The organism is Paenibacillus sp. FSL R7-0128 (assembly GCF_038002245.1).
Classification (GTDB): domain Bacteria; phylum Bacillota; class Bacilli; order Paenibacillales; family Paenibacillaceae; genus Paenibacillus_AQ; species Paenibacillus_AQ silagei.
The window spans coordinates 3,282,775-3,304,869 of sequence record NZ_JBBOCD010000001.1; the positions used below are offsets into that span (position 1 = coordinate 3,282,775).

25 protein-coding genes are annotated in these 22,095 nt (G+C 53.0%); 16 read left to right on the forward strand and 9 right to left on the reverse strand.

What is annotated here, in order from left to right; translation table 11 throughout:
• The first annotated feature begins 17 nt into the window (after positions 1-17).
• The 5 genes from NST26_RS13405 to dnaN all read left to right on the forward strand — a co-directional run bounded on the left by NST26_RS13405 (position 18) and on the right by dnaN (position 4,706).
• Complete coding sequence (locus tag NST26_RS13405) at positions 18-377, forward strand: BlaI/MecI/CopY family transcriptional regulator (protein ID WP_036729328.1); 360 nt, start codon at positions 18-20, stop codon at positions 375-377.
• A complete protein-coding gene (locus NST26_RS13410) occupies positions 374-1,801 on the forward strand; it encodes a M56 family metallopeptidase (protein ID WP_340979268.1) in 1,428 nt (475 codons plus the stop codon). The genes NST26_RS13405 and NST26_RS13410 overlap by 4 nt, the downstream gene beginning before the upstream one ends.
• A gap of 114 nt (positions 1,802-1,915) precedes the next feature.
• Positions 1,916-3,127 (forward strand): chromate transporter, encoded by a 1,212-nt coding sequence (locus NST26_RS13415; protein WP_340979269.1) that lies wholly within the window; start codon positions 1,916-1,918, stop codon positions 3,125-3,127.
• A gap of 247 nt (positions 3,128-3,374) precedes the next feature.
• Complete coding sequence (locus tag NST26_RS13420; RefSeq protein ID WP_340980846.1) at positions 3,375-3,551, forward strand: ribbon-helix-helix protein, CopG family; 177 nt, start codon at positions 3,375-3,377, stop codon at positions 3,549-3,551.
• Positions 3,552-3,578: 27 nt separating this feature from the next.
• Entirely contained in the window at positions 3,579-4,706 is a 1,128-nt protein-coding gene (gene dnaN / locus NST26_RS13425; protein ID WP_339313942.1) for a DNA polymerase III subunit beta, read from the forward strand.
• 260 nt (positions 4,707-4,966) lie between these two features.
• Here the strand turns inward: dnaN and NST26_RS13430 are convergent, their stop codons facing one another.
• Positions 4,967-6,382 (reverse strand): metallophosphoesterase, encoded by a 1,416-nt coding sequence (locus NST26_RS13430; protein ID WP_340979270.1) that lies wholly within the window; start codon positions 6,380-6,382, stop codon positions 4,967-4,969.
• A gap of 278 nt (positions 6,383-6,660) precedes the next feature.
• On the opposite strand from NST26_RS13430, the gene NST26_RS13435 reads away from it, so the two are divergent.
• Together NST26_RS13435 and NST26_RS13440 are read left to right on the forward strand one after the other, a co-directional pair.
• Complete coding sequence (locus tag NST26_RS13435; protein WP_036729316.1) at positions 6,661-7,260, forward strand: nitroreductase family protein; 600 nt, start codon at positions 6,661-6,663, stop codon at positions 7,258-7,260.
• A gap of 79 nt (positions 7,261-7,339) precedes the next feature.
• Positions 7,340-7,534 (forward strand): hypothetical protein, encoded by a 195-nt coding sequence (locus NST26_RS13440; protein WP_036729313.1) that lies wholly within the window; start codon positions 7,340-7,342, stop codon positions 7,532-7,534.
• Between the two features lie 114 nt (positions 7,535-7,648).
• On the opposite strand, the gene NST26_RS13445 is transcribed toward NST26_RS13440, so the two are convergent.
• A complete protein-coding gene (locus NST26_RS13445; protein ID WP_340953431.1) occupies positions 7,649-8,827 on the reverse strand; it encodes a peptidylprolyl isomerase in 1,179 nt (392 codons plus the stop codon).
• A gap of 254 nt (positions 8,828-9,081) precedes the next feature.
• Complete coding sequence (locus NST26_RS13450; RefSeq protein ID WP_036729308.1) at positions 9,082-9,417, reverse strand: LytTR family transcriptional regulator DNA-binding domain-containing protein; 336 nt, start codon at positions 9,415-9,417, stop codon at positions 9,082-9,084.
• A gap of 185 nt (positions 9,418-9,602) precedes the next feature.
• Here NST26_RS13450 and NST26_RS13455 point away from each other — a divergent pair, with 185 nt between their 5' ends.
• Positions 9,603-10,709 (forward strand): lactonase family protein, encoded by a 1,107-nt coding sequence (locus NST26_RS13455; RefSeq protein ID WP_340979271.1) that lies wholly within the window; start codon positions 9,603-9,605, stop codon positions 10,707-10,709.
• Between the two features lie 128 nt (positions 10,710-10,837).
• On the opposite strand, the gene hfq is transcribed toward NST26_RS13455, so the two are convergent.
• Entirely contained in the window at positions 10,838-11,059 is a 222-nt protein-coding gene (gene hfq / locus NST26_RS13460) for an RNA chaperone Hfq (protein ID WP_340979272.1), read from the reverse strand.
• Between the two features lie 112 nt (positions 11,060-11,171).
• On the opposite strand from hfq, the gene NST26_RS13465 reads away from it, so the two are divergent.
• Entirely contained in the window at positions 11,172-11,840 is a 669-nt protein-coding gene (locus NST26_RS13465; protein WP_340979273.1) for a phosphatase PAP2 family protein, read from the forward strand.
• A 95-nt stretch (positions 11,841-11,935) separates the two neighbouring features.
• On the opposite strand, the gene NST26_RS13470 is transcribed toward NST26_RS13465, so the two are convergent.
• The gene (locus NST26_RS13470) at positions 11,936-12,436 is read right to left on the reverse strand and encodes a hypothetical protein (RefSeq protein WP_340953426.1); all 501 of its coding nucleotides are present in this window, start codon (positions 12,434-12,436) and stop codon (positions 11,936-11,938) included.
• Positions 12,437-12,629: 193 nt separating this feature from the next.
• Between NST26_RS13470 and NST26_RS13475 the strand changes: the two genes are divergently transcribed.
• Entirely contained in the window at positions 12,630-13,685 is a 1,056-nt protein-coding gene (locus NST26_RS13475) for an FUSC family protein (protein WP_340941273.1), read from the forward strand.
• 87 nt (positions 13,686-13,772) lie between these two features.
• Complete coding sequence (gene helD / locus NST26_RS13480) at positions 13,773-16,130, forward strand: RNA polymerase recycling motor HelD (RefSeq protein ID WP_340979274.1); 2,358 nt, start codon at positions 13,773-13,775, stop codon at positions 16,128-16,130.
• Between the two features lie 83 nt (positions 16,131-16,213).
• On the opposite strand, the gene NST26_RS13485 is transcribed toward helD, so the two are convergent.
• From NST26_RS13485 to fsa, 3 genes are all read right to left on the reverse strand, one after another.
• Complete coding sequence (locus tag NST26_RS13485; protein WP_340953422.1) at positions 16,214-17,410, reverse strand: MFS transporter; 1,197 nt, start codon at positions 17,408-17,410, stop codon at positions 16,214-16,216.
• Positions 17,411-17,422: 12 nt separating this feature from the next.
• A complete protein-coding gene (locus NST26_RS13490) occupies positions 17,423-17,866 on the reverse strand; it encodes a MarR family winged helix-turn-helix transcriptional regulator (protein WP_340953421.1) in 444 nt (147 codons plus the stop codon).
• A gap of 152 nt (positions 17,867-18,018) precedes the next feature.
• Positions 18,019-18,666, reverse strand: coding sequence for a fructose-6-phosphate aldolase (gene fsa, locus NST26_RS13495; protein WP_036694437.1), 648 nt, complete (start codon positions 18,664-18,666; stop codon positions 18,019-18,021).
• 230 nt (positions 18,667-18,896) lie between these two features.
• Between fsa and NST26_RS13500 the strand changes: the two genes are divergently transcribed.
• Positions 18,897-19,364 carry a hypothetical protein gene (locus NST26_RS13500; protein ID WP_155991622.1) on the forward strand — a complete coding sequence of 156 codons (468 nt, stop codon included), beginning with the start codon at positions 18,897-18,899 and terminating at the stop codon, positions 19,362-19,364.
• Positions 19,348-19,902, forward strand: coding sequence for a macro domain-containing protein (locus NST26_RS13505; RefSeq protein WP_340953419.1), 555 nt, complete (start codon positions 19,348-19,350; stop codon positions 19,900-19,902). The genes NST26_RS13500 and NST26_RS13505 overlap by 17 nt, the downstream gene beginning before the upstream one ends.
• A 58-nt stretch (positions 19,903-19,960) precedes the next feature.
• On the opposite strand, the gene NST26_RS13510 is transcribed toward NST26_RS13505, so the two are convergent.
• A complete protein-coding gene (locus NST26_RS13510; RefSeq protein ID WP_036729275.1) occupies positions 19,961-20,158 on the reverse strand; it encodes a hypothetical protein in 198 nt (65 codons plus the stop codon).
• Positions 20,159-20,283: 125 nt separating this feature from the next.
• On the opposite strand from NST26_RS13510, the gene rpiA reads away from it, so the two are divergent.
• The 3 genes from rpiA to NST26_RS13525 all read left to right on the forward strand — a co-directional run bounded on the left by rpiA (position 20,284) and on the right by NST26_RS13525 (position 21,941).
• Positions 20,284-20,964, forward strand: a complete 681-nt coding sequence (gene rpiA / locus NST26_RS13515; RefSeq protein WP_340958078.1) for a ribose-5-phosphate isomerase RpiA — start codon at positions 20,284-20,286, stop codon at positions 20,962-20,964.
• Between the two features lie 119 nt (positions 20,965-21,083).
• Positions 21,084-21,440: a VanZ family protein gene (locus tag NST26_RS13520; protein ID WP_340979275.1), complete on the forward strand. Its 357-nt coding sequence runs from the start codon at positions 21,084-21,086 to the stop codon at positions 21,438-21,440.
• A 60-nt stretch (positions 21,441-21,500) separates the two neighbouring features.
• A complete protein-coding gene (locus NST26_RS13525) occupies positions 21,501-21,941 on the forward strand; it encodes a GNAT family N-acetyltransferase (protein WP_339313952.1) in 441 nt (146 codons plus the stop codon).
• Positions 21,942-22,095 lie beyond the last annotated feature (154 nt).

A 22,095-nucleotide genomic window follows, 5' to 3' on the forward strand; every position in this document is an offset into this window, starting at 1 on the left:
TATAAGGAGTGAACAGGATGGAGCCCTACAAATTATATGATGCTGAATATAAATTCGCTTGTCTGATCTGGGATCATGAGCCGATTAATTCTACAGAGCTGGTGAAGCTGAGCCTCTCGGCGCTGGGCTGGAAGAAGTCCACGACCTATACCGTATTGAGAAAGCTATGTGAGCGGGGAATTCTCAGAAACGAGGGGGCCATGGTCACAGCTGTCATCCCGAAGTCGGAGGCGCAGCGGCATGAGAGCCAGACGGTAGTGGACAAAGCCTTTGGCGGGTCGTTGCCGCAGTTTTTGACTGCTTTTCTCGGGGATAAGAAATTGTCCGCGAAGGAAGCGGCAGAGCTGAAGAGGATTATCGAGGAGGCCTCCCAATGACAGATCTGTGGATCAGCATTCTGAACATGAGCATTACTGCCAGCTATGTAGCCGTCGCCGTAATGCTGGCGAGAGTTCTGCTGCGGCGCGCCCCCAAGATCTTCTCCTATATGCTATGGTCCGCAGTAATGATCAGGCTGATCCTGCCTGTCAGCTTCACTTCAAGCTTCAGTATCCTGAGGCTGGCAGGGCCTGCAGGCTCGTCCGGCACAGGGCAGCTGCAATTCGTTCCGAAGAATATAGGGAGGCAAGCGCAGCCTGCAGTGGACACCGGAACAGGTTCAGCAGGAAGCCTGTGGAACAGTCTGCTTCCGCCGGTAGCACCGTCAGCAAGCGTGAATCCGGTGCAAGTCATCCTGTGGGCCGGCAGTATGATCTGGCTGACAGGTGTTATAGTACTGCTCCTGTACAGCGTGTTCTCTTATGTGAGAATCATGCGCAGTGTCCGTACAGCAACAATTGTGAAGAGGCATGTCTTTGAGACGGACCAGATCATGACTCCGTTCGTATTCGGCTTCTTGAAGCCAAGGATCTACATCCCGGCCGGGATGAGTGAACAGGAGCTGTCCCATATCCTGCTGCACGAGCAGACTCACATTAACCGGCGGGATTACCTGATCAAGCCGCTGATGTTCCTGCTGGTCATTCTCCATTGGTTCAATCCGCTGATGTGGCTGTCTTTTGTGCTCATGAGCAAGGATATGGAGATGTCCTGCGATGAAGCGGTGATCCGGAAGCTGGGTCCGCAGGTTAAAAGCAGCTACTCAGGCTCCCTGCTTGGATTTTCAACCCGCCGGAGCGGTCTTATGACCGGCAGTCCGCTGGCTTTTGGAGAGAGCAGTGTAAAGGCACGGATTAAGCATATTCTTGCTTACCGCCAGCCGACCTCGGGGAGTGTGGCCGCTTTTACCCTCGTCCTTGTGATCCTGCTGATTGGATGTACCGCTAATCCCAAGCCTGTGGAGCGTCCGTCGCAGCAGCTATATTCCGGTTATACGGTGGATCAGCTGCTGGAGAATAAGACAAAGTATATTGGCGACGCCAGCAAGGTCACAGCGCTGCTTGGTGCAATGCCGCTGCCCCAGGGACTGGAGAGGGCAGGCATTGAGCTGACAACCGGCTCCCGCCCGTATGAGTTAACCATCAATTATACAGTGAACGATATTAAGGGAATGTGGAACGATGAGCTTCAGGCGTTAAGCCGGGAGCCTCTCCTGCATAATTCGATCCTGCTGTTCAGCCTGATTGATAACGCGGATATTATTAATTACTCACTTGCTGATGAAGGTATAACTTACAGCTTCACGTTCGCCAGAGAAGAGATAGATAAGCTGCTTGGAGAGGATGTCCGCCCTTATGGAGCGGATGAAGCTGGCCTTCGTAAGCTGATTGACCGGCTGGAGAGTGTCAAGCTGACTCCTTAAATGCCGATTTTCACAGCATATTTACGAAACACTGCTGCACCTTTTATCCAATGCTTGAACGCGGATGATAATCTGGAATGAGGTACACATTCTGGAGGCAAGGGAGCAACAGGTATGCAAGCAGAGAAACAGACGGTACCGGGAGAACATTGGAAGGGGAAGGCTGGGGCTTTACTTGAGATCCTGTTTGTATCGGCCCAATTGGGTCTTACCTCCTTCGGCGGACCGGTCGCCCATCTGGGTTATTTCCACAATGAATATATCCGCCGCCGGAGATGGATGGATGAACGGAGCTATGCGGATCTGGTAGCGCTCTGCCAGTTCCTACCGGGTCCTGCGAGCAGTCAGGTGGGGATTGGCATCGGGATGATACGGGCAGGCTGGCTGGGCGGGTTGGTCGCTTGGTTGGGCTTCACTTTGCCCTCTGTCCTTGTGCTGGTCGCGTTTGCCTTCCTGCTGCAGGGCTATGATATTGCCGATGCAGGCTGGATTCACGGTCTGAAGATCGTAGCTGTAGCAATTGTTGCCCAGGCCATCCTTGGCATGGGGCAGAAGCTGACCCCGGACCGGGAAAGAGTAGGCATCGCGGTTATAGCGGCAGGTGTTACATTATCATGGCAGACGGGCTACAGCCAGATTCTCACGATTGCTGTAGCGGGCATAGCCGGGGTATGGCTGTACCGCCACAGTTCTACGGAGAACGTGACAAATCTTCCGATCCCCATCCGCCGGTCGTCAGGTATCGTTTGTTTAGCATTGTTCGGCGTACTCCTGATAATGCTCCCGTTCCTTAGAGGGACGGCTGAGGCGGGACCGTTAGCGATATTTGACAGCTTTTATCGTTCTGGTGCCTTAGTGTTCGGCGGTGGACATGTCGTGCTTCCGCTGCTGGAACAAGAAGTTGTTCCTACCGGCTGGGTGAGCCAAGCTGATTTCCTGGCGGGATACGGGGCCACGCAGGCTGTACCGGGTCCGTTGTTCACTTTTGCAGCCTATCTCGGGGCAATGACCGCCGGTGTTCCCGGGGCCATCGTGGCCACGTTCGCGATTTTCCTGCCAGCCTTTCTGCTGGTTGCGGGCGCATTGCCTTTTTGGAACAGCTTAAGAAGGAGCCCCCGGATGCAAGGAGCCTTAACCGGAATCAATGCCGCTGTGGTCGGAATCCTGCTTGCCGCCTGGTACGACCCCCTGTGGACGACAGCCATCCTCGCGCCGCTGGACTTTGCCCTCGTTGTCATTCTGTTCGTAATGCTGGTCTTCTGGAAGCTGCCGCCTTGGTTGGTTGTGGTGGCCGGTGCGGCGGGAGGAATGGTGATCGGATGGTGACTTAACCGTATAACTCATGGAACGCTCCATGTTGAACTGGCCTTTGCTTAATTGCGAGGTCAGTTTTTTGGTATACAGCCAGGTTCATCATTCATCCGTAACATTGTAAGCCCATAAGTCATGTGGTAAAATAATAATAGAAATATTGAAATAGGTAACCTAAATCAAAAAAATGAGAGGACTAATTAAATTGACTCAAAATGATCTAAAAATAGGTCTTTCTAATAAAGAAGGTCAATTAGGGTTCATGTCTGCAAGAGGAGGTCCCCGGGAGGGAGCAGGCCGCAAGAACATAGGTGTAACGAAAAAAGTCTCGGTAACCTTAACTAGTGAGCTTTGGGAGAAGGTTGAACAACATTGCGCAGAGCATGAATTGTCCCGATCGGAGCTTATCCGATCTCTGATTGAGTCTACCGATTTGTAATGTAGCTTATGGAAGCGGGTGAAGCCAGTGCGGATCAACGTAAGCAAGGATATTCTTCTCAAAGCTCTTCAGCAAGTGCTTAAGGCTGTACCTGCAAACCAACAGATTCCCATACTGGCAGGGGTTCATATACAAGCTCTAACCAATGAACTAGTAGTTACGACATGCAATAGCAGTATGACTATCCAGTATCGAATTCCCGGGGAAGATACCTCTTTGACGGTTCAGAGAATTGGAGAAGTGGTTGTACCGGCAAGGTATTTCTGCGAAATCATACGTAAGTCTGATGCTGGGATGATTACTTTGGAAGTCGACAGATCCTTACGGCTCACTATCTCCTCAGAACATACACAAATTCGGTTATGTGGAATGGATGCTGTAGATTATCCGGCGATACATCCTGCTGAGAATCATGCTGTACTTAAATTAGCAGTTAATAATCAACTGTTGAAGGCTTCTATCCTACAAGTAGCAGGAGCGGCTTCTTTATCAGAACATAGGCCTGTGTTGACCGGGGTATCTTTTCAGTATAGAAATCATCGGTTACAGTTAACGGCTACTAACGGTATTCGTCTGGCTTCCCGGACTATAGATGTGGAACATGATGCTGAGATAGAGAGGCATATTATTGTACCTGGCAGAAATTTAGTTGAAGCGGTTAAAATCATGGACGGCGAGGACAGAACAACAGAAGTTGAAGTAACCAACCGTCATGTTAGATTCACTGCTAACCATATTATGGTTCAATCTGCTTTAATTGAGGGGGAGTACCCGTCCCTGCACCATGTGATTCCGCACACTTTTATATCAGAGATTACAATTGGAACAGCGCCTCTGTTAAAAGCCGTCGAACGGACGACGGTATTGGCGAGTGAAAGTATTATAAGGTTAGAGACCACTGCCGACAGACTACGTTTGTTATCCCAAACCGCAGAAATCGGAGATATAGAGGACGAGGTATCTATACTCGAGAAGAACGGGGAGGATTTCACGATCTCGCTAAATGGAAAGTATGTGGCAGACATCCTAAATGGTACGAGTAGTGAGTTCGTACGCTTGCGATTCACCGGCAAAATGAGCCCGATGGTCATACACCCGAAGAATGATCTTTCTTCAACTTTTTTTCTAATTACTCCAGTGCGAACCGCAAAGTAAGCGTAAGGCATAGCCCTGTTATCCGTAAATTAAAAGCAAAGAGAAGCGGAGGGGAAATTTGGAACTGTAGGAGCGATAGCGACCGCCTTTGTCACCGGATTTCTCCCACGAAGAGTGGTTTAAATCAAGAAATCTGGGGGCGGGCAGCGGCCGTAAGTCCAAATGTTCACCGCAGCGCCGACCCTGCTTGGATTTCAAATCTTAACTATTTACCAATTCACACAAGGAATTGCCGAACGTAAGGGAGGCTTTGCTGTCTGCTATTGTGTAGTCAGAACCATCTCCAGCGAGGTATTGCTCACTTCTGCGTGCTCCGCCATACTGCGGATATATCCGGACATGAAGCCGCCCTCCATACTCTCCCACAGCTTGAATCCCGGCATCGCCCGGATCTCCTCCAGCGAATCAGCAGCGTTCCCGGCAAAATACTTCACGTTCAGCTTCGACATCACCTCAGCCATCGACTGCTTCTGCGCCTCCGTGAAGCTGCTCTCCTTAAGCCGTTTCATCGCTTTGTCATATGAGTTCTCTGCGAAAATCTGCTCCGCATACGCTTTGAAGTTCAGCAGGTGCGGATCAGTCTTGTGGTTGGCCTTGGCCCAGCCGTCAACATCCACTTGAGCGGTGTGGTAGGTCACGGCCCGCGAAGCGGGATCGAAGGTCATTCTGCCGTACTGGTGCGGGTTCACCGCGAAGGCGCTTGTAGCAATATCATAGACAGGTAAGGCCGGATCTATCGAGGCTTCTGGAGGATCGCGGCGGATATCCTGCATATGAATATGCCCGGATAATACCAGGTTTAGCCCATTCCTGCGAAAAGCCTTCATCGTCTCCTGGCTGTTATTGAGCTTGAACCCGGAGACGGCCATGGAGGTATGGCTCAGCAGATTATGATGCATCACGGTAATCACAGACGCATGCTCCTGAGCGGCCCGCTTCACATTGTCGTCGATCCAGGCAAGGGTGGAGGGCAGCAGACGCCCGTCGGTCTGCGGAAAATTATATTCTTCGTTATGTGCATACTGGGCACTATCAAGCATCAGCAGCCACAGGCCGGGTGCTGCCTTCACCGCATAGCTTAAGCTGTCCGCATCCCGCGAGACCGCCTCGTTATATCCGAAATCATCATAGATGCGCAGGAAATCCTCTACATTAATATGCTTGGCAACGACCTGCTTGTCACCGTCGAACGATCTGGCCCAGGGGTTGTTGATATCATGGTTGCCCGGAGTCACGTAGACGCGGGTTCCGGCAGCCTCCATCCGGTGCAGCTTCGCGGCCAGCTCTTTATGACTGCCCGCTTCACCGTTATTCGTGAGGTCGCCGCTCAGAATGAGGAAAGCCGGCTTGTTCTGTTCCACATCCCGGACCAGAGCTTCGGTCAGCTCATCGCTGTAAGGAAGCATTTTGCCATCGCCGCCTGTGACATAGGTCTGGAAGGCTTGACCGCCGTCCTCCAGGGCTTTGTCCAGATAATGCGTATCGGTGGCGACCCAGAAGGATACAGGTTCTCCGGGTTCTGCAGCAGGGGTCACGGCCTCAGCAACTGCTGGAACAGTGTTCAAGGCAGAAGAAGCGGAGTCTTCACACCCGCTGAGGATGAGGATGGAGGAGAGGAGCATCATTAAGGTGAGCTTCACCGCATGGATTGTGCGGTTATGAAGCGAGACGCGCATAGCTTAACCTTCTTTCTGTATTTTAGCTGAATCATTGTAGCTTATTTATGACCGGGTTGTATATACGATATGTTAGCCGTTGTTTCTAAACCTCTATAATAGCTTATAGAAAATAGTGGAAGGTGCATAATTGAAGGCAATTCAGCGACACTAAGAGCGGATATACAAAATAAAGAGCTGGTACAGGAAAAACTTGTGAATGATGAGTTGTATTCAGGCCGGAAAAGTGTTATGATTAAAAAAAGTAAGTTACTTAATTAAATGGAGGTAGTTATTTTATGTCTAAGACTTTTTTTGAAGCGGTAAAAGGCAGACGTTCCATATACGCCATCAGTAAAGAATCCCCAATCTCTGATGAACAAATTCAGAAGATTGTAGAAGAGGCTGTTCTACATAGCCCAACTTCCTTCAACTCGCAGAGCTCCAGAGCTGTAGTATTGCTGGGCGAACAACATGATAAGCTGTGGGATATTACAGCAGAAACCCTGCGTAAGATCGTTCCTACTGAACAATTCGAAGGCACGGCTCAGAAGCTCTCCTCTTTCAAAGCCGGCTACGGCACTGTGCTCTTCTATGAAGATCAGGCAGTGGTGAAGCACCTGCAGGAGAACTTTGCATTGTATGCTGAGAACTTCCCGATCTGGTCCAACCAGTCCTCCGGGATTCTGCAATATGTAGTATGGACTGCCTTCGCCGAAGAAGGTCTGGGAGCCTCCCTTCAGCACTATAACCCGCTGATCGATGATGAAGTGAAGGAGACCTTTGGTATTGCTGCGGACTGGAAGCTGATTGCCCAGATGCCATTCGGTAACATCCTGACCCCTCCAGGCGAGAAGGAATTCCAGCCGATTGAAGAGCGCGTGAAGGTAATTAAATAAGCACATCCTGCGATAAGCAGTTTAGAACCTCCCTGATCCGGCTAAGTATAAATATAGCCCGATCAAGGAGGTTTTTGTCATGCCATGGAACAAGGAGAACTATCCGGATTCATTGAAGAATTTCACGGCGCCTGTTCGCAATAAAGCGGTAGAGATCGCCAATGCGCTGCTGGAGGACGGATATGAGGAGGGGCGGGCCATCGCCATTGCCACTGCACAAGCCAAGGAGTGGGGCGAGAATCACGATAAGCAGATCCGCAAAAAGGATCACTGACCGCTCTGCCTGGACTCCGTTGGTGAGGCGTCCATCTGGACATGAGCAAAGAGGACAAGCGGTTATCCGCCTGTCCTCTTTGTAAGTATAGCTTGTACACCACTGCGCTATTCGTTATTTCGTTGCAGGAGCTTCTGTTGCAGCAGCAGGTGCTTCACTGGCTGCCGGAGTAGCAGATGCATCCGGTTTATCGGTCAAAGTATTCGTGATTTTGGCATTCTTGTTCAGATCAGCGAGCCAGGTAGCAGACATCTCGGATACCTTTTGGGACATCAGCGTCTTTTTGATCTCGTCTTTCTTCTCGGCCAGTGTATATTCCTTGGCTTCCTTGCGGTCGGTAACCTTAATAATGTGGTAGCCGTAATCGGATTTCACTGCACCGCTGGTTTCGCCAACCTTCAGCTTGAAGGCAGCATCGGAGAACTCAGCAACCATGTCTCCGCGTTTGAAGAAGTCAAGATCGCCGCCTTTGTCCTTCGAGCCGGTGTCAGCGGATTTTTCCTTAGCCAGTGCAGCGAAGTCTCCGCCTTCTTTGAGCTGCTTAACGATGGCATCAGCTTCTTCCTTGGTCTTCACCAGGATGTGGGAAGCGCGAACTTCTTCCTCCTGATTGTATTTCGCTTTGTTTTCTTCGAAGTATTTGGAGATTTCATCATCGGTAACCGTTACCTTCGGTTCTACCAGCTTGCGGATTTCAACCTGGAGCGGCATTTGCTTCTTCAGGTCTTCAATGGTCATCGAGCTCTGCTGCAGAGCGTTATTCAGAGCTTCCTCGCCGCCGAACTGGGTTTTGAGGTTCTCGATCTCTTCATTGATGTCTGCATCGGTAACCTTAATGTTGGCTTTCTTGGCTTCCTGGCCCACCAGTGTAGTGGTGATCAGGTTTTGCAGGGTGGATTCCCCGCCGGCTTCAACCAATTTATCATACAGCTGCGCTTTGGTGATGTCTGTTCCATTCACAGAAGCAACTGCAATTTTGCTGTCATCTTTCTTGAAAGGTTGTACAATCAGCACTACGATTAGCGCTGCTGCCAGTACGAGCGATGCAATCATCCAGCCTTTGCCGCCGCTGGATGGAGCAGGTGAGGAAGGAGGAGTACCGCCGCCGCCGACTTTGTTCATCACGGGAACGCTTTCTTCAACTCTTGGAGCTGTTCGTACAGGTTCCTGCGGTACAGGGGCTGTTCCGGCAGGTTCAATAACTTCTTCCGGAGTACTCACAGAAGCGTCGTTCTCTTCCGGCGTAATGCCGTTTTCTAGCTTGTCATTTTCATTGAAATCTTTTTTGTCCATTATAATTAATGACTCCCTTCAATATAGGTGGTGCCTGTCTTTCTACAACTTTACCAGAAAACAGAATTCCAAACCTTAAGAAAGTATAAAAAAGCACAATTACTTTTTAAGATTCCATTAAGAAACAGGTAAAACACAGGAAAAACCGGAGCAGCACGGGTGTCCCCATATGCGCTCCGGCCTGATGAGAGAGACTGTAATGATTCGAATAGAATAGTACCAAGGTGCAAGAGGTGTGCGGATAACGCTCCGGCTTAAGAGCTCAGTCCCCTAAGCAGATGACGGATGTTCTCCTGCTTGCGTCTTGGAACCCGTACAGACTTGGCATAGAGGCCCATTTCACCGAAGTAGATGCAGTCGTCCTCGATGGAACTGATCTTGTTCAGGTTCACGTAGCAGCCGCCGTACACATGATAATAGCTGTTGCTCGACAATAAGCGGTTCAGTTGCTCGGCAGTCATTCTCTTTTTAATATTGTAGTTTCTGCCGTGAAAAATGACCAGGTCATGGTCCCCGACCTTAAAGAACAGAATGTCTGTCTCCACCTCGAAGTCCTCATATACATTTCTGGCTTCCAGCAGGCTGCTCATTCGTGTTCCCCCTTTATCTTGATTAATAACATTAATGTTAGCGCTTTCATTATATCATACTCTGTTTGCTTTGAGAAGTCTTATTTTTGAAATGTTTTTTGTCATTTTTTCCGTTGCATTTGTCATCTCTCACGAAAAAATGTAAATTATATAGATGGCTATTTAACTTGGAGGAGGAATTTCATATGAAAGACAAGACGAAGCTGCTGTTATTTACCGGCTCATATGCCACGGCAGAAGAGAGCGGAATCCAGGTGTTTGCCTTTGACGGTGGAGCCGGGGGCACTCTGGAGCGGCTGGATACCGCAGAGGGCCTGACGAATCCTACGTTCGTAAGTGTGGACCCTTCCGGCCGGAAGCTGTATGCCATAGGAGAGAAGCCGAACGGTACGGGCGGCAAAGAAGGGGAGGTTATAACCTTCGCTATCGATCCTGAGACCGGCAAGCTGACCGAATTGCAGCGGATTCAGACTATGCCTTCCGAGGGCACAGGCCAGAGCACGACCTGTAACATTAACCGGGACGCGAGGAATGAACATCTGGTCGTATGCAGCTATCACGGGGGATCGGTCGGATTGCTGAAGCTGGATCAGGACGGACTGCCTGTAGCATTGACGGATATCGCTCAGCATACAGGACATGGGGCGACTCCGGGCCAGGACCGTCCGCATCCGCATTCGGCCATCTTCAGCCCTGATGGACGCTACCTGTTCGTCTCGGATCTGGGACTGGATCTGATCCGCAGCTACCGGATAGATACAGAAGCGGGAACCTTTGAAGCGATTGGAGATACCCCGCTGCATGCCGGGGCAGGACCGCGGCATTTCGTGTTCCATCCAGACGGGAAGTCCGCTTATGTCATTAATGAGCTGGATAGCACGGTGACATCCTTCCTGTATGATGCTGCGGCAGGAACCCTTAAGACGGCTGCTACCGTATCCACACTGCCTGATGGATATGGGGCCGGCCAGAACAGCTGTGCAGAGATCTCGTTCTCCAAGGATGGCAAATATCTGTACGGCTCGAACCGCGGACATGACAGCATCGTTCAGTACACTGTGAATCCGCAGACGGCCGGGCTGACCCTGGTAGAGCATGTATCCACCAGAGGCGGACATCCCCGCCACTTCACGGTTACACCGGATGGTGCATATCTGATTGTTGCCAACCGGGACGGCAATAATCTGGTTGTTTTCTCCCTAGACGAAGGCAGCGGCCGCCTGAGCTTCACCGGCAATACAGCTGAGCTGTCGAAGCCGGTGTGCGTGATGCCGGCGGTCTTCCCTGCGTAGGACAGGCAGCCTGGCCCTAAGGAGACAAAGGCAAAAGGAACACCGGGATGCTGCTCCGGTGTTCCTTTTGAGTTCCTGAACGGTTCATTTGTAGTAGCTTAGGTTAGAATGTGCGCCGTGCAGACAGCTTATTTGAGTGAGACGGGCTTCAGCGGCACTACGGTAGAGACTGCCGACTTGAAGAGTACATTCTGTCTCCCGTCACCCTGACCCTGCAAGGTGATCGTATAAGCGTCATAAGAGGTTACCAGTCCCTGCATTTTGACTCCGTTAGTTGTAAAGATCGTCACAGGCATCTTTGTTGAGATGCACTGGCTCAACAAACGTTCCTGCAATTTTAGACTTTCCACTTGGCAGCACTCCATCTTTAATTAAAATAATTTCTCCAGGCCATTATAACACGGGACAGACCTCCCCAGGAAATGTGTTCATAAGGCCTGACAAATAGACAAGGGGGTAGTTATGCTATATTATCATTACTGGTCCCGCGGATTCCGGCGTTTTATATGGTTTTTGCTGGCTTTTATCCTGATCGCATTGCTGGTTAAGCTGGGTGGGGCCCAGAGCTTCGACCATGCGGTGATCCGGTTCGTGCAATCGATGGAATCTCCGCCGCTGACGGCGCTGGCCAAAGGCTTATCCCTGGTCGGCTCCTCGAAGCTGGCGGTCGGGATCTCTCTGCTGACTATGCTCATCTTGTTCTTCGCGCTGAAGCACCGGCTGGAGCTTGCCCTGTTCCTGTGGGTGGGCCTCGGCTCCCAGCTGCTGAACACGCTCTTGAAGCTGTGGTTCCACCGGGAGCGTCCCACCATTCACAGGCTGATTGAGCAGACAGGCTACAGCTTCCCCAGCGGACATTCAATGGCGGCCTTCTCGTTATACGGGGTCATTGCCTACCTGCTGTGGCGGCACATACATAACCGGAGCGAGCGGTTACTGCTGATTCTGTTCACTGTGCTGATGACCGGGGGGATCGGCTGGAGCCGGATTTATCTGGGGGTGCATTATCCGAGTGATGTAATTGGCGGCTATGCCGCGAGCGGAGCATGGCTGATGCTGTCGGCAGCCTGCTTCGAGGCTTACCGGAATTACAAGGCGAATCCGCGTAACACAAAGAATGCCCGGAAGTAGTTACTCCGGGCATTCGGTGCCTGTTCTGTTGCATACTGCTTCTATCATTAGGAGGACGGTCTGGCTTGTCTTCCTTGGTGACGATGCCTTATAGTTCAGGGGGCCTTCGTTGCAGCCGGCGGCGGTGACGGCTTGCCCTGGTGAAGCTGGCCTACGCGGCTGAGGCTGCGCTTGATCAGCGTTGGCAGGCCCGGCTTCAGCTTCGCCGCGTCTTCCTGCGTCAGCTTCCCATCCTTGACGAATCCATCCAGCTTCAGGCTGGCGGCATCGCTCAGCTTCTGGACATACTGCTCTTCGCTCCAGCCCTTCTTCTCCTGGGCCAGACCCGCCAGGGTCTTACCCGATTTCAGGCTGGCAATCAGCTCCTCACGGCCCATTCCGAGCAGCTCGGCCGTTTCGCTGATAATGAAATGGCCTCCGGCCCTGAGATTCCGTTCCCCGCTGCGGGGAGGGGTATGCTCTCTGCCGGTATGCGGTGAGGCCGGGGGAGGGGTGGCCCTGCCTTTGGGAAGCTGCTCACCGAAGGCGGCGGCTGGAGACAGGGCAAGCATCATGGCTGCTGCCCATGCGGTTAGGGTTCGGGTCGTTTTTTTCATGGATACACCTCTTCTGTTGGTTGTAGTTACTACCCGGTATAACAGTATTCCCTGAAAGCTGAAAGAATCCTGAAGCCCGGCTTAAGACATACTAAAATTCGCCAGCGTAGTTCATGGGTAATAACAAGATATACATAAAGGATGAACATCCGCAGTAATTATGATAAGCTTCAAGCTCTTGGGAGGGATGGACTTGGCTTTCGGTGCCCGCATACTTAAAACAGGAATGGCCGTAACGCTTGCCCTTTATCTGTCCGTTCTATTCAACTTCGCCTCCCCTGTCGGTGCGGCTATTGCGGCGATCTTCGCTATGCAGCCCTCCATATACAGATCATGGCGGTATTTCCTCGATCAGATCCAGACCAGCACGATGGGGGCGGTGATCGCGCTGCTTGGCGGAATGCTGCTCTCCAATGAACCGATTGCGGTTGGACTGGTATGCATCCTGGTGATTATGATCAGCATGAAAATGAACCGCGCCGACACCATCGGCCTGACGCTGGTCACCGTCATCTCCGTCATGGAGGCTTCAGGCCAGTGGCAGTTCGCGTTAACCCGGTTCCTGCTGACCCTGACCGGGATTTTGTCGGCTTTTATTATCAATATTTCTGTATTTCCGCCCCAGCCTCGCAAGCAGTACATCCAACAGATCGAGAATGTGTTCACCAGCCTGTCGCTGCTGCTGCGGACGGCGGTGTCGCATGAGATGAAGGAAAGTGTATTCCGGGATGAGAAGAACGGCCTGGAGGGCGCGATTAAAGCGCTGGCTGACAAATACGCGTTGTTCGAGGAGGAGCAGAAGCAGCTCCGCAGGGCTAAATACAGTCAGACGAGGCAGATGGTAGTCTACAAAAACCTGCTGAATTCCCTGCAAAAGGGCTATCAGGTGCTTGAGGCGATTGACCGGCATTATTTCCAGGCCGACCGGACGGAGCAAACGGATGAGCTGTTCGACCGCCATCTGGAGCAGCTGATTAAGTATCATGAGTACATTCTGCTGAAATTCGAGGATAAGCTGAAGCCGGGAGCCAATGACTCCGAGCCGCTGGCGGAAGACAATGACCGCTTCCTGAAGTCCGCCATTAACGGGTACGATCCGCAGAAATCCGGGCAGCTTCGGCTGTCGGTGGTGGCTGCGGCCATCTATGACTACGGCTATCAGCTGGAGCGTCTGGATAAGGTGGCTGACCAGATCCACCGGATGAACGCAGACGACAAGGAAAGTGCAGTGCTGAGCGAGAAAATATAGAGCACAAGCTGAATATAGCAAAAACTTGTAAAACGACTACAGAGTTGGTAACATTGTTAGTCAACCTTCCGAAGGGGATGAAATGAATTGGATAAACATGATCACGAGTGGCAAAAGGAGCAGGAGCGGGTAAACGGTATCACCAAGCTGCTGTCTACCCATATCCGGCTGCTGTCAGAGGAGCTGGGACTCCACCGCACGGATGTCGTGGATATGCGTAAAGACTTTTGGGAAGAGGTCACAGTGAACTTCAGCAGCCCCGACGACCTGGGGGAGACTTCAACCAGTCTGCGGCAGCAGGCACAGATTCTGAACGAACGCGAACGCCATCATCTGCAATCCAGCAAGGCGCTCAAAAAATATAAAAAGCTTGTGGTATCGCCCTATTTTGGCCGGATTGATTTCTCGGAGGCGGGGGATGCTGCGGCTGATACCATCTATCTGGGCATCGGCTCGCTGATGGAGGATAACGGAACCTTCCTGATCTACGATTGGCGTGCGCCTATCTCCAGCCTGTATTATGACGGGGCGCCGGGACCTGCATCCTATGAGACGCCGGGCGGACAGATTACAGGCACCATGGAGCTTAAGCGGCAATTCGTGATTGATAACGGTGAGATTGAAGTCATGTTCGATACTGGCGTCACTATCGGCGATGAATTGCTTCAGCAGGTACTGAGCCACAGCGCCGATGACCGGATGAAATCGATCGTAGCCACCATCCAAAAGGAGCAGAATGCAGTCATCCGCAATGACCGGAGCCGGATGCTGGTTGTGCAGGGAGCCGCCGGGAGCGGCAAGACGTCAGCGGCGCTCCAGCGGGTAGCCTATCTGCTCTACAAGTACCGTGAGGTGCTTCAGGCGGATCAGATGCTGCTCTTCTCGCCGAACCCCTTGTTCAATAGCTATGTATCTACTGTGCTGCCTGAGCTGGGGGAAGAGAACATGCAGCAGACCACCTTCCAGATGTACCTGGAGCACCGGCTGGGCCAGGAATTTCAGCTGGAGGATGTGTTCAGCCAGACGGAGAGTCTGCTGAATGCCCCGGACGGGGAGGAAGCCTACATCCGCCGGGAAGGTATTGCATATAAATCGTCGGTAGCCTTCCTTAGCGCCATCCGGCAATACGTGAATCTACTGGAGCATGAAGGCATGCTGTTCAAACCATTGATGTTCCAGGGGAAGGCTGTTGCCTCTAAGGAAGAGATGGAGCGCCAATTCTACAGCTATGACCCGGGCATCAAGCTGGCGAACCGGATTGAGCTGATGACGGGCTGGCTGCTCAAAAAAATTGCGGCCTTCGGCGCAGAAGAGCGGAGTGCGGCATGGGTAGATGAGCAGATTGAGCTGATGGACAACAGCGATTATCAGCGGGCCTATAACCAGATGCGCCGTAAGGGCGGAGGGCATAACGACAGCTTCGATGATTATGATGCGGAGCGAATCCTGCTTGCCCGCTACGTAGTCAGCCAGCGGCTCAAACCGCTGCGCGGCTGGACCAAGCGCGGACGCTTCGTGGATGTGAAGGCGCTGTACAGCCGCTTATTCGAGGGTCGTGAGCTGATAGAGAGCCTGGATACCCTCCAGCCGCTGCCTGAAGCATGGGATGAGATCTGCGCGCAGACGCTGGCTGCGATTAGGGGCAACGAGCTGGCCTATGAAGATGCGACGCCGTTCCTGTATTTGAAGGAGCTTAGCCAGGGCTTCCGGACGAACACACTGATCCGTCATGTTATTGTGGATGAGGTGCAGGATTACTCGCCGTTCCAGCTCGAATTCATGCGCCGCCTGTTTCCCCGGGCCAAAATGACCGTGCTGGGCGACCTGAATCAGGCTATCTATGCCCAAGGCGAGGTGCTGGGAGATCTGGCCGGACTGGTGAGCATCTACGGCGAAGAGAACACCGAGGTGATCTCGTTGACCCGCAGCTACCGGTCTACGTATGAGATTGTTGAATTCACGCGGGCGATGATTCCCGGCGGCGAGAAGATCGTACCCTTTAACCGCCGGGGGGGGGAGCCGCTATTGACGCTGGTGGACAGTGAAGACGATCTGCTCTCCTCAGTGGAGCAGGATGTGCTTAAGCTTCATGCGGAGGGTTATCATTATGTGGCCGTAATCTGCAAGACCGCAGAAGAGAGCGCACAGGTATACCGTGAACTGGAGAAGCGGCTGCCGGTGCGGCTGGTCACGAAGGAAACGCCTAATTTTCAAAAAGGGACGCTGGTGCTTCCGGCCTACCTTGCCAAGGGCGTCGAGTTCGATGCCGTAATTATCTATGACGGTTCCGCTGAAAAATACGGGCGTGAACATGAACGTAAGCTGTTCTATACCGCCTGTACCCGGGCGATGCATCTGCTTCATATCTACAGTCTGGGACAGCCAAGCCCGTTCCTGCCTGCTGCTGTGCGTGAAACGGTTACGGCTGGTATGCAGGAGAAGTGAGTAACAGTTGTACAGACAAAATAAACCGCCTGCGCGTGTGACGCGAGGCGGTTTTGTCTATTCCACGGAAGTGTAGCTTCCAGCTATCCCTGTAGGGCAGCTTTGCGCTTACTGTTCTGCCGGGTCACGAGTACCAGAAGATAGACAGCGAGCAGCAGGAGAGGCGCCAATATCGAATACCGGTACATTACGGCGTAGCTGGTGAACATGGCGACAGCGCCAAGCAGCATGGAGCCGATGGCTACACCGAGATCCAGGGAGTTCAGGAACATTCCGTTGGCTAACCCGCGCTGGCGCGGCTCGACAGACTGGATCATCCAGGTCTGGAGCGCAGGCTGCATGGAGCCGAAGCCGAATCCGTAGCATAGAGCGGCCGGGAACAAGCCCGCCGTTGTGGAGGCGAAGGAGAGCAGCAGCAGACCGGCGACAATGAACAGGCTTCCTGGGATGAGCAAGGCAGCCGCGCCATAGCGGTCGTAGATTCTGCCGGAGAGCGGCCGGATCACGACAATGGCTACGGCATTGAACAGGAAGAAGTAAGCGATATGCTGGAGGTGCTTCTCTTGCCCGTAGAGCGCCAGGAAGCCCAGCAGCCCGCCGTAAGAGATGGATAAGAGGAAGTTAAGCAGGCAGGGAAGCAGCAGCCTGCGGTATGGATTGCTTCCCGCAGCTGCAGCCGGAACTGCGGCCGGCTCCAGATGTCCGCCAGGCAGTGTTTTGGCCAGGCGGAAGCCCATCGGCAGGATCAGAGCAAGCACGACAGCCGCCACCAGCAGCAGGGACCCGAAGCCAGGTCCTTGCAGGAGGCTGAGTCCGATTAGCGGGCCAGCTGACATGGCGAGGCTGGTGGATAATCCGAAATAACCCATGCCCTCGCCCATCCGGCGGATGGGGATGACATCGGAGGCCATGGTCGGGAACGCCGTGCTGGCCATGCCGAAGCCTATGCCGAACAGGATGCGGAACGCCAGCAGGGTGAAGATGCTGCCTGCGAAATAATAGCCCGCCACCGCAGAGAGGGCAATGGCAAGGCCGAGGAAGATCAGCAGGTTGCGCCCGCCCTTCTCCATGGCCTTGGCCGAGAAGAGGCGGGAGGCAATGGCGCTGAAGGCGAACAGGCTGGTGACAAGGCTAACCTGCACGGGTGAAGCATGTAAGGCACTTTCCGCATAAGCGGGAAGGGTAGATAAGGTCATCTGCAGTCCTATGAACAGCAGAAGGTTGCAAAGGGTCAGTGTGATGAAGGATGTGGTCCATAGACGTTCAGAGGATTGATTCAATTGGGTAGACTCCTATTCCTGATGTATATTTCCGGTGTTGTGATAGATTTGCTCCAGCATACTGCGGAGATCTTCAAGCTGCTGCGGCTGCAACCCGGCTACAGCCATATCTATAGTCTGCTGTTCCAAAACTATAGTTTTCTCAATTAACGCCCGTCCCTCTCCGGTGGCAGAGAGCTGGAACGCCCTGCGGTCCTCGGGGTTGGCCGTTTTGGTAATGAAGCCTTTCTTGAGCAGGAGCTCCACGATCCGGGCGGTGGTCGGCTGGTCTTTGGCAGAGGCAACGGCAACCTCCTTCTGGTTGACTCCGCTGCGGTCACAGATCATCAGCAGGGTGGACCATTGCTCGGGTGTGATGTCATACGGCTTCAGCGCCCGGGCGAAGCTCACTGAGATTCTCCGGTGGGTCGAGCCCAGCAGGAAGCCGAGGAATTGCTGTGGAGAGGAAAGAGTCATAAATGAACTGCTCCTTTGTATTTACTTGTTACAACAATAATAAGTATAACAAGTAAAATAGTCAAGGATGAATGGGTTCCTTCCAATCTGACAACGCCAAAAAAGCCCCCTTCCGCATGATGCGGAAGGGGGCTTGAATGATTTGCTTTGTTTTAAACCTGTGGAACCTTCTCCCAGTCCTTCAGGAAGCGTTCGATACCATTGTCGGTCAGCGGGTGCTTCCAGAGTGATGGCAGGAGTGAGCCCGGGATGGTAGCGATGTGAGCGCCGGCAATGGCAGCTTGCTCCACATGGGCGATGTTGCGGATACTGGCGGCGATGATCTCGGATTTCAGGTCGTAGTTGGTCAGAATCGTCTTCAGATCCTTGATCAGCTTCATACCGTCTACACCGATATCATCCAGACGTCCGACGAACGGACTGATATAAGTAGCTCCTGCCTTGGCGGCCATGAGGCCTTGAGCAGCGGAGAATACGAGGGTTACGTTGGTTTTGATGCCTTTTTTGGTCAGTTCATAACAAGCTTCCAGACCATCTTCGGTCATAGGCAGCTTGATGACCACGTTCGGAGCCCATTCTGCGATCTCGTAAGCTTCCTTAAGCATCTCTTCAGCCGTAAGACCGATAACCTCAGCGCTTACAGGACCAGGGACAATAGCTACGATCTCTTTGATTACATCCTTAAACAATCTGCCTTCCTTGGCGATCAGCGACGGGTTCGTCGTTACGCCATCCACTAATCCGAGGCGGGTAATACGTTTGATTTCCTCAATATTTCCGGTATCCAAGAAAAATTTCATTTCCAGGTATCCTCCCTTGATTTCGTATGGATTTGACAAAACAGCAGGCTCCACTTCATTATGAGACATGCTGCGTGAAGTTTCAACTGTTAATTTGAATATCTCAAAATAACTTTATGGAATCGGCGCAAAAAATTGTTTTTACACGGGTAGGACCATTCACGGCTACTTCTGTCCATGATACTATAGAAGCGGTATTGTTCATTACAGGCGATGGGCTGGTGACAGGGATGTATACTTTAATTGCGGGGGTAGTGCTGTTTCTGCTGGTCACAGCCGGAATTATTGCATATCAGAACAGCAGAATTCTTGCGGAGCAAGAGACGGATGCTTCCAGAGCACATACCGGCAATCTGATGTATTCGGTATATAATCAGAGGTTCTCTGCGGGAGAGGAGCTGCCGGAGGCGGTGCCGTTGTTCCAATTCACGGTGGTTGAGCCCGGGGAAGAGGACCTGCCGGAGGCAGAGGCGGGGACAACCCGTGCCCTGTGCAGGGTTGCCGCTGGTACGGGTGAGCTGGTGTTATCTGATGCGCAGAATTATATGCTGGGCATTCTCCGCCAGGCCGCAGTGCAGGGGGGCCGGCTTACGTATGATTCTTTTTCGGGGAAGGCTGCCCGCAGGGGCGAGAAGGAACTGATTCAGGCGCTGGAGACTGCGGCGAAGGAGGAGACCAGCTATGCAGATCAACATTAATGATGTAGTCCTGTCGGTGCATGAAGGCGACATTACCTCATGGCAGGGCGAGATGATCGTCAATGCCTCGAACTCCGGTCTGTATGGAGGCGGGGGAGTGGACGGGGCTATACACCGGGCCGGGGGCCCGGAAATTGCGGAGGAATGTGCGGTAATCCGCCAGAAGCAGGGCGGTATTCTTCCCGGCGAAGCAGCGCTCACCAGTGCGGGACGGCTTGCTTTTCGTGGGGTGATACATACGGTGGGGCCGATCTGGAAGGGCGGTACGGCTGGTGAAGCGGCTGTGTTGGCGAGATGCTATAAGAGCAGCCTTGATCTGGCTTGCGCCCATGGGGTGAAGAGCCTCGCTTTTCCGAATATCAGCACGGGCATTTACAACTTCCCGAAGGAGCTGGCCTGCAAGACGGCGCTGGAGGCCGTAGCTCTATATGTCCGCGCGAAGAACCCGGCAGAGCTCCCGCTGCGGCAGATCGATTTCGTCTGCTTCGAGCATGAGAATGCCGGGCTATATGGGGCCCTGCTTGGGAATTATAGCTGAACAGGTGATCCGGATAGTATGTGTTACGGCAAAAGCCTGTCTGGCAGAAGCCCGGAAGTCAGGCGTGATACTTGCCTACGGGTGCGTTCAATACCCATTCCAGCATTAGAATCAGATCTTCTAGCCTGGTCAGCTGGGCGTCTAGCGCGGCCCTCTGCGGGTCACCGGGGGGCAGGGGAGCCAGCCGGGACTCCAGGGATCTGCGCTGGAGCGTCATTTCGTTGATTTTGGATTGGATTTGGTTCTCGGTTCTCATGCGGATGCCTCCTGATGGATTATTAGTGTCAGGCTGATTAGTAAGGCTAAGAATTCCTTGTGGACGGGCACAGCCCATTCCACTTCGTTCATTATAACGGATAACATGGAGGGAATAAAATGAGTATCAATGTGAAACAGCTGGCAGCGGAGAAGGCAGTCGAATATGTGAAGGACGGTATGAGGGTGGGCCTGGGAACAGGCTCCACTGCTTACTGGGCCATCCGCAAGCTGGGGGAACGGGTAAGCGAGGGCTTGCAGATTACAGCCGTTGCTACTTCACAGGCGTCTGAGGATCAGGCCCGTGAGCTGGGCATCCCGCTGGTAGCGTTCAGTGATGTGGACAGCCTCGACCTGACGATTGACGGGGCGGATGAGCTGGACGGGGTGCTGCAGCTGATTAAGGGCGGGGGCGGTGCGCTTTTGCGGGAAAAGATTGTCGCTATGGGCAGCGCCCGCATGATCGTTGTGGCCGATGAGAGCAAGGCGGTGACCACGCTCGGGAAGTTCCCGTTACCGGTGGAGATTGTGCCGTTCGCCTGGGAGTGGACGGTTGCCGCTCTCGCTAAGCTGGGCTGTAAGACGGAGCTGCGGCGCAGCGGAGAAGACCTGTACAAGACGGATAACGGCAATTATATTGCGGACTGCCGTTTTGAAGCGATTGAATCGGCGGCAGAGCTGGCGCTTGCCCTCCAGCGTATTCCGGGAGTTGTCGAGCACGGCCTCTTCATCGGAATTGCAGATCTGGCGATTCTCGGCAAGAAAGACGGCACGATTGAGATTATTGAAGGTGGCCAGGATCGCTAAGCCGCAGGCCAGCCGCCGGAAGGGGAAGGCCTCCACAGCCAAGCAGGCGCTGCCGCCCGGACGGCGGTTCCTGGGCCTGGCTGCTGCTGATTGGATATAGCGGACTGCTGCTATACTGGATGTTCATCGGGTTCGGACGGACGGTTCAGCTGGACGGGCCGCTCCGTTACAATCTTGAACCGCTGCGGACAGTGCGTTTATACTTTGACATGACTAACGGATTATCGTATGCTAACAGGCTGGTGAATCTTCTGGGGAATGTGGCGGTATTCGCGCCTTTTGGCATTCTGCTTCCGCTGGTGGTGACCGGTTACCGTTCTTTTATCCGCCTGACGCTTCTGTCTGCGCTTGGCATCATTATACTGGAGCTGCTGCAGATGCTGCTGCATGTCGGGAGCCTGGATATCGATGATCTGCTGCTTAACCTGCTGGGTGTGTTGACAGGGTATGCGCTGCTGCGGCTGGTGCGGGGATAGCGGAGGCACCCGGGACAGGTATAATTTCGGGTCAGGTATACTTTTAGGAGGATGAGACATATGTTGATTGATTTGAAGCCGCTTGTCGGCACACCGCAGGTGAATGAGCTGCTGGCTTATGCGGTTATAGATGACCCGGATGCGCTGGAGCGCACTTCGGCAGAATACAGGGAGCAGGCGGCGATGCAGCTATGCGGCTGGGAAGAGGACGGGCTGCTGCTCGGACTCACCGGATTTGAAGAGACGGAAGACGGCTCGCTCGACATCCGCCATATCGCAGTGCTCCCGGAGAACCGGGGTAAAGGATATGCGCGCGGCATGATTCTTGAGCTGGTCACCTCCCGTCAGCCACGTTACCTGATAGCGGAGACCGAGGACGAGATTGCCGCTGACTTTTACCGCAGTCTGGGCTTCATGGTCTACAGCCTGGGCGAGAACGCTGCCGGCATCGAAATGTTCCGCTGTGTCTATGAGGTGGAAGAGACGGAGGACGAGGAGTAAGCGGGCCGAGCGGTATCGGGAGAGGCAATAGGTGAAAATTATAATATTAGCCACTCTGCACTTTGCGTGCAGGGTGGTTTTTTGCGTCCATGAGGCTTATTTAATCCCCCTGATGAATATCAATGTAAAATTCATGAAACCAGTTGACTTTTAA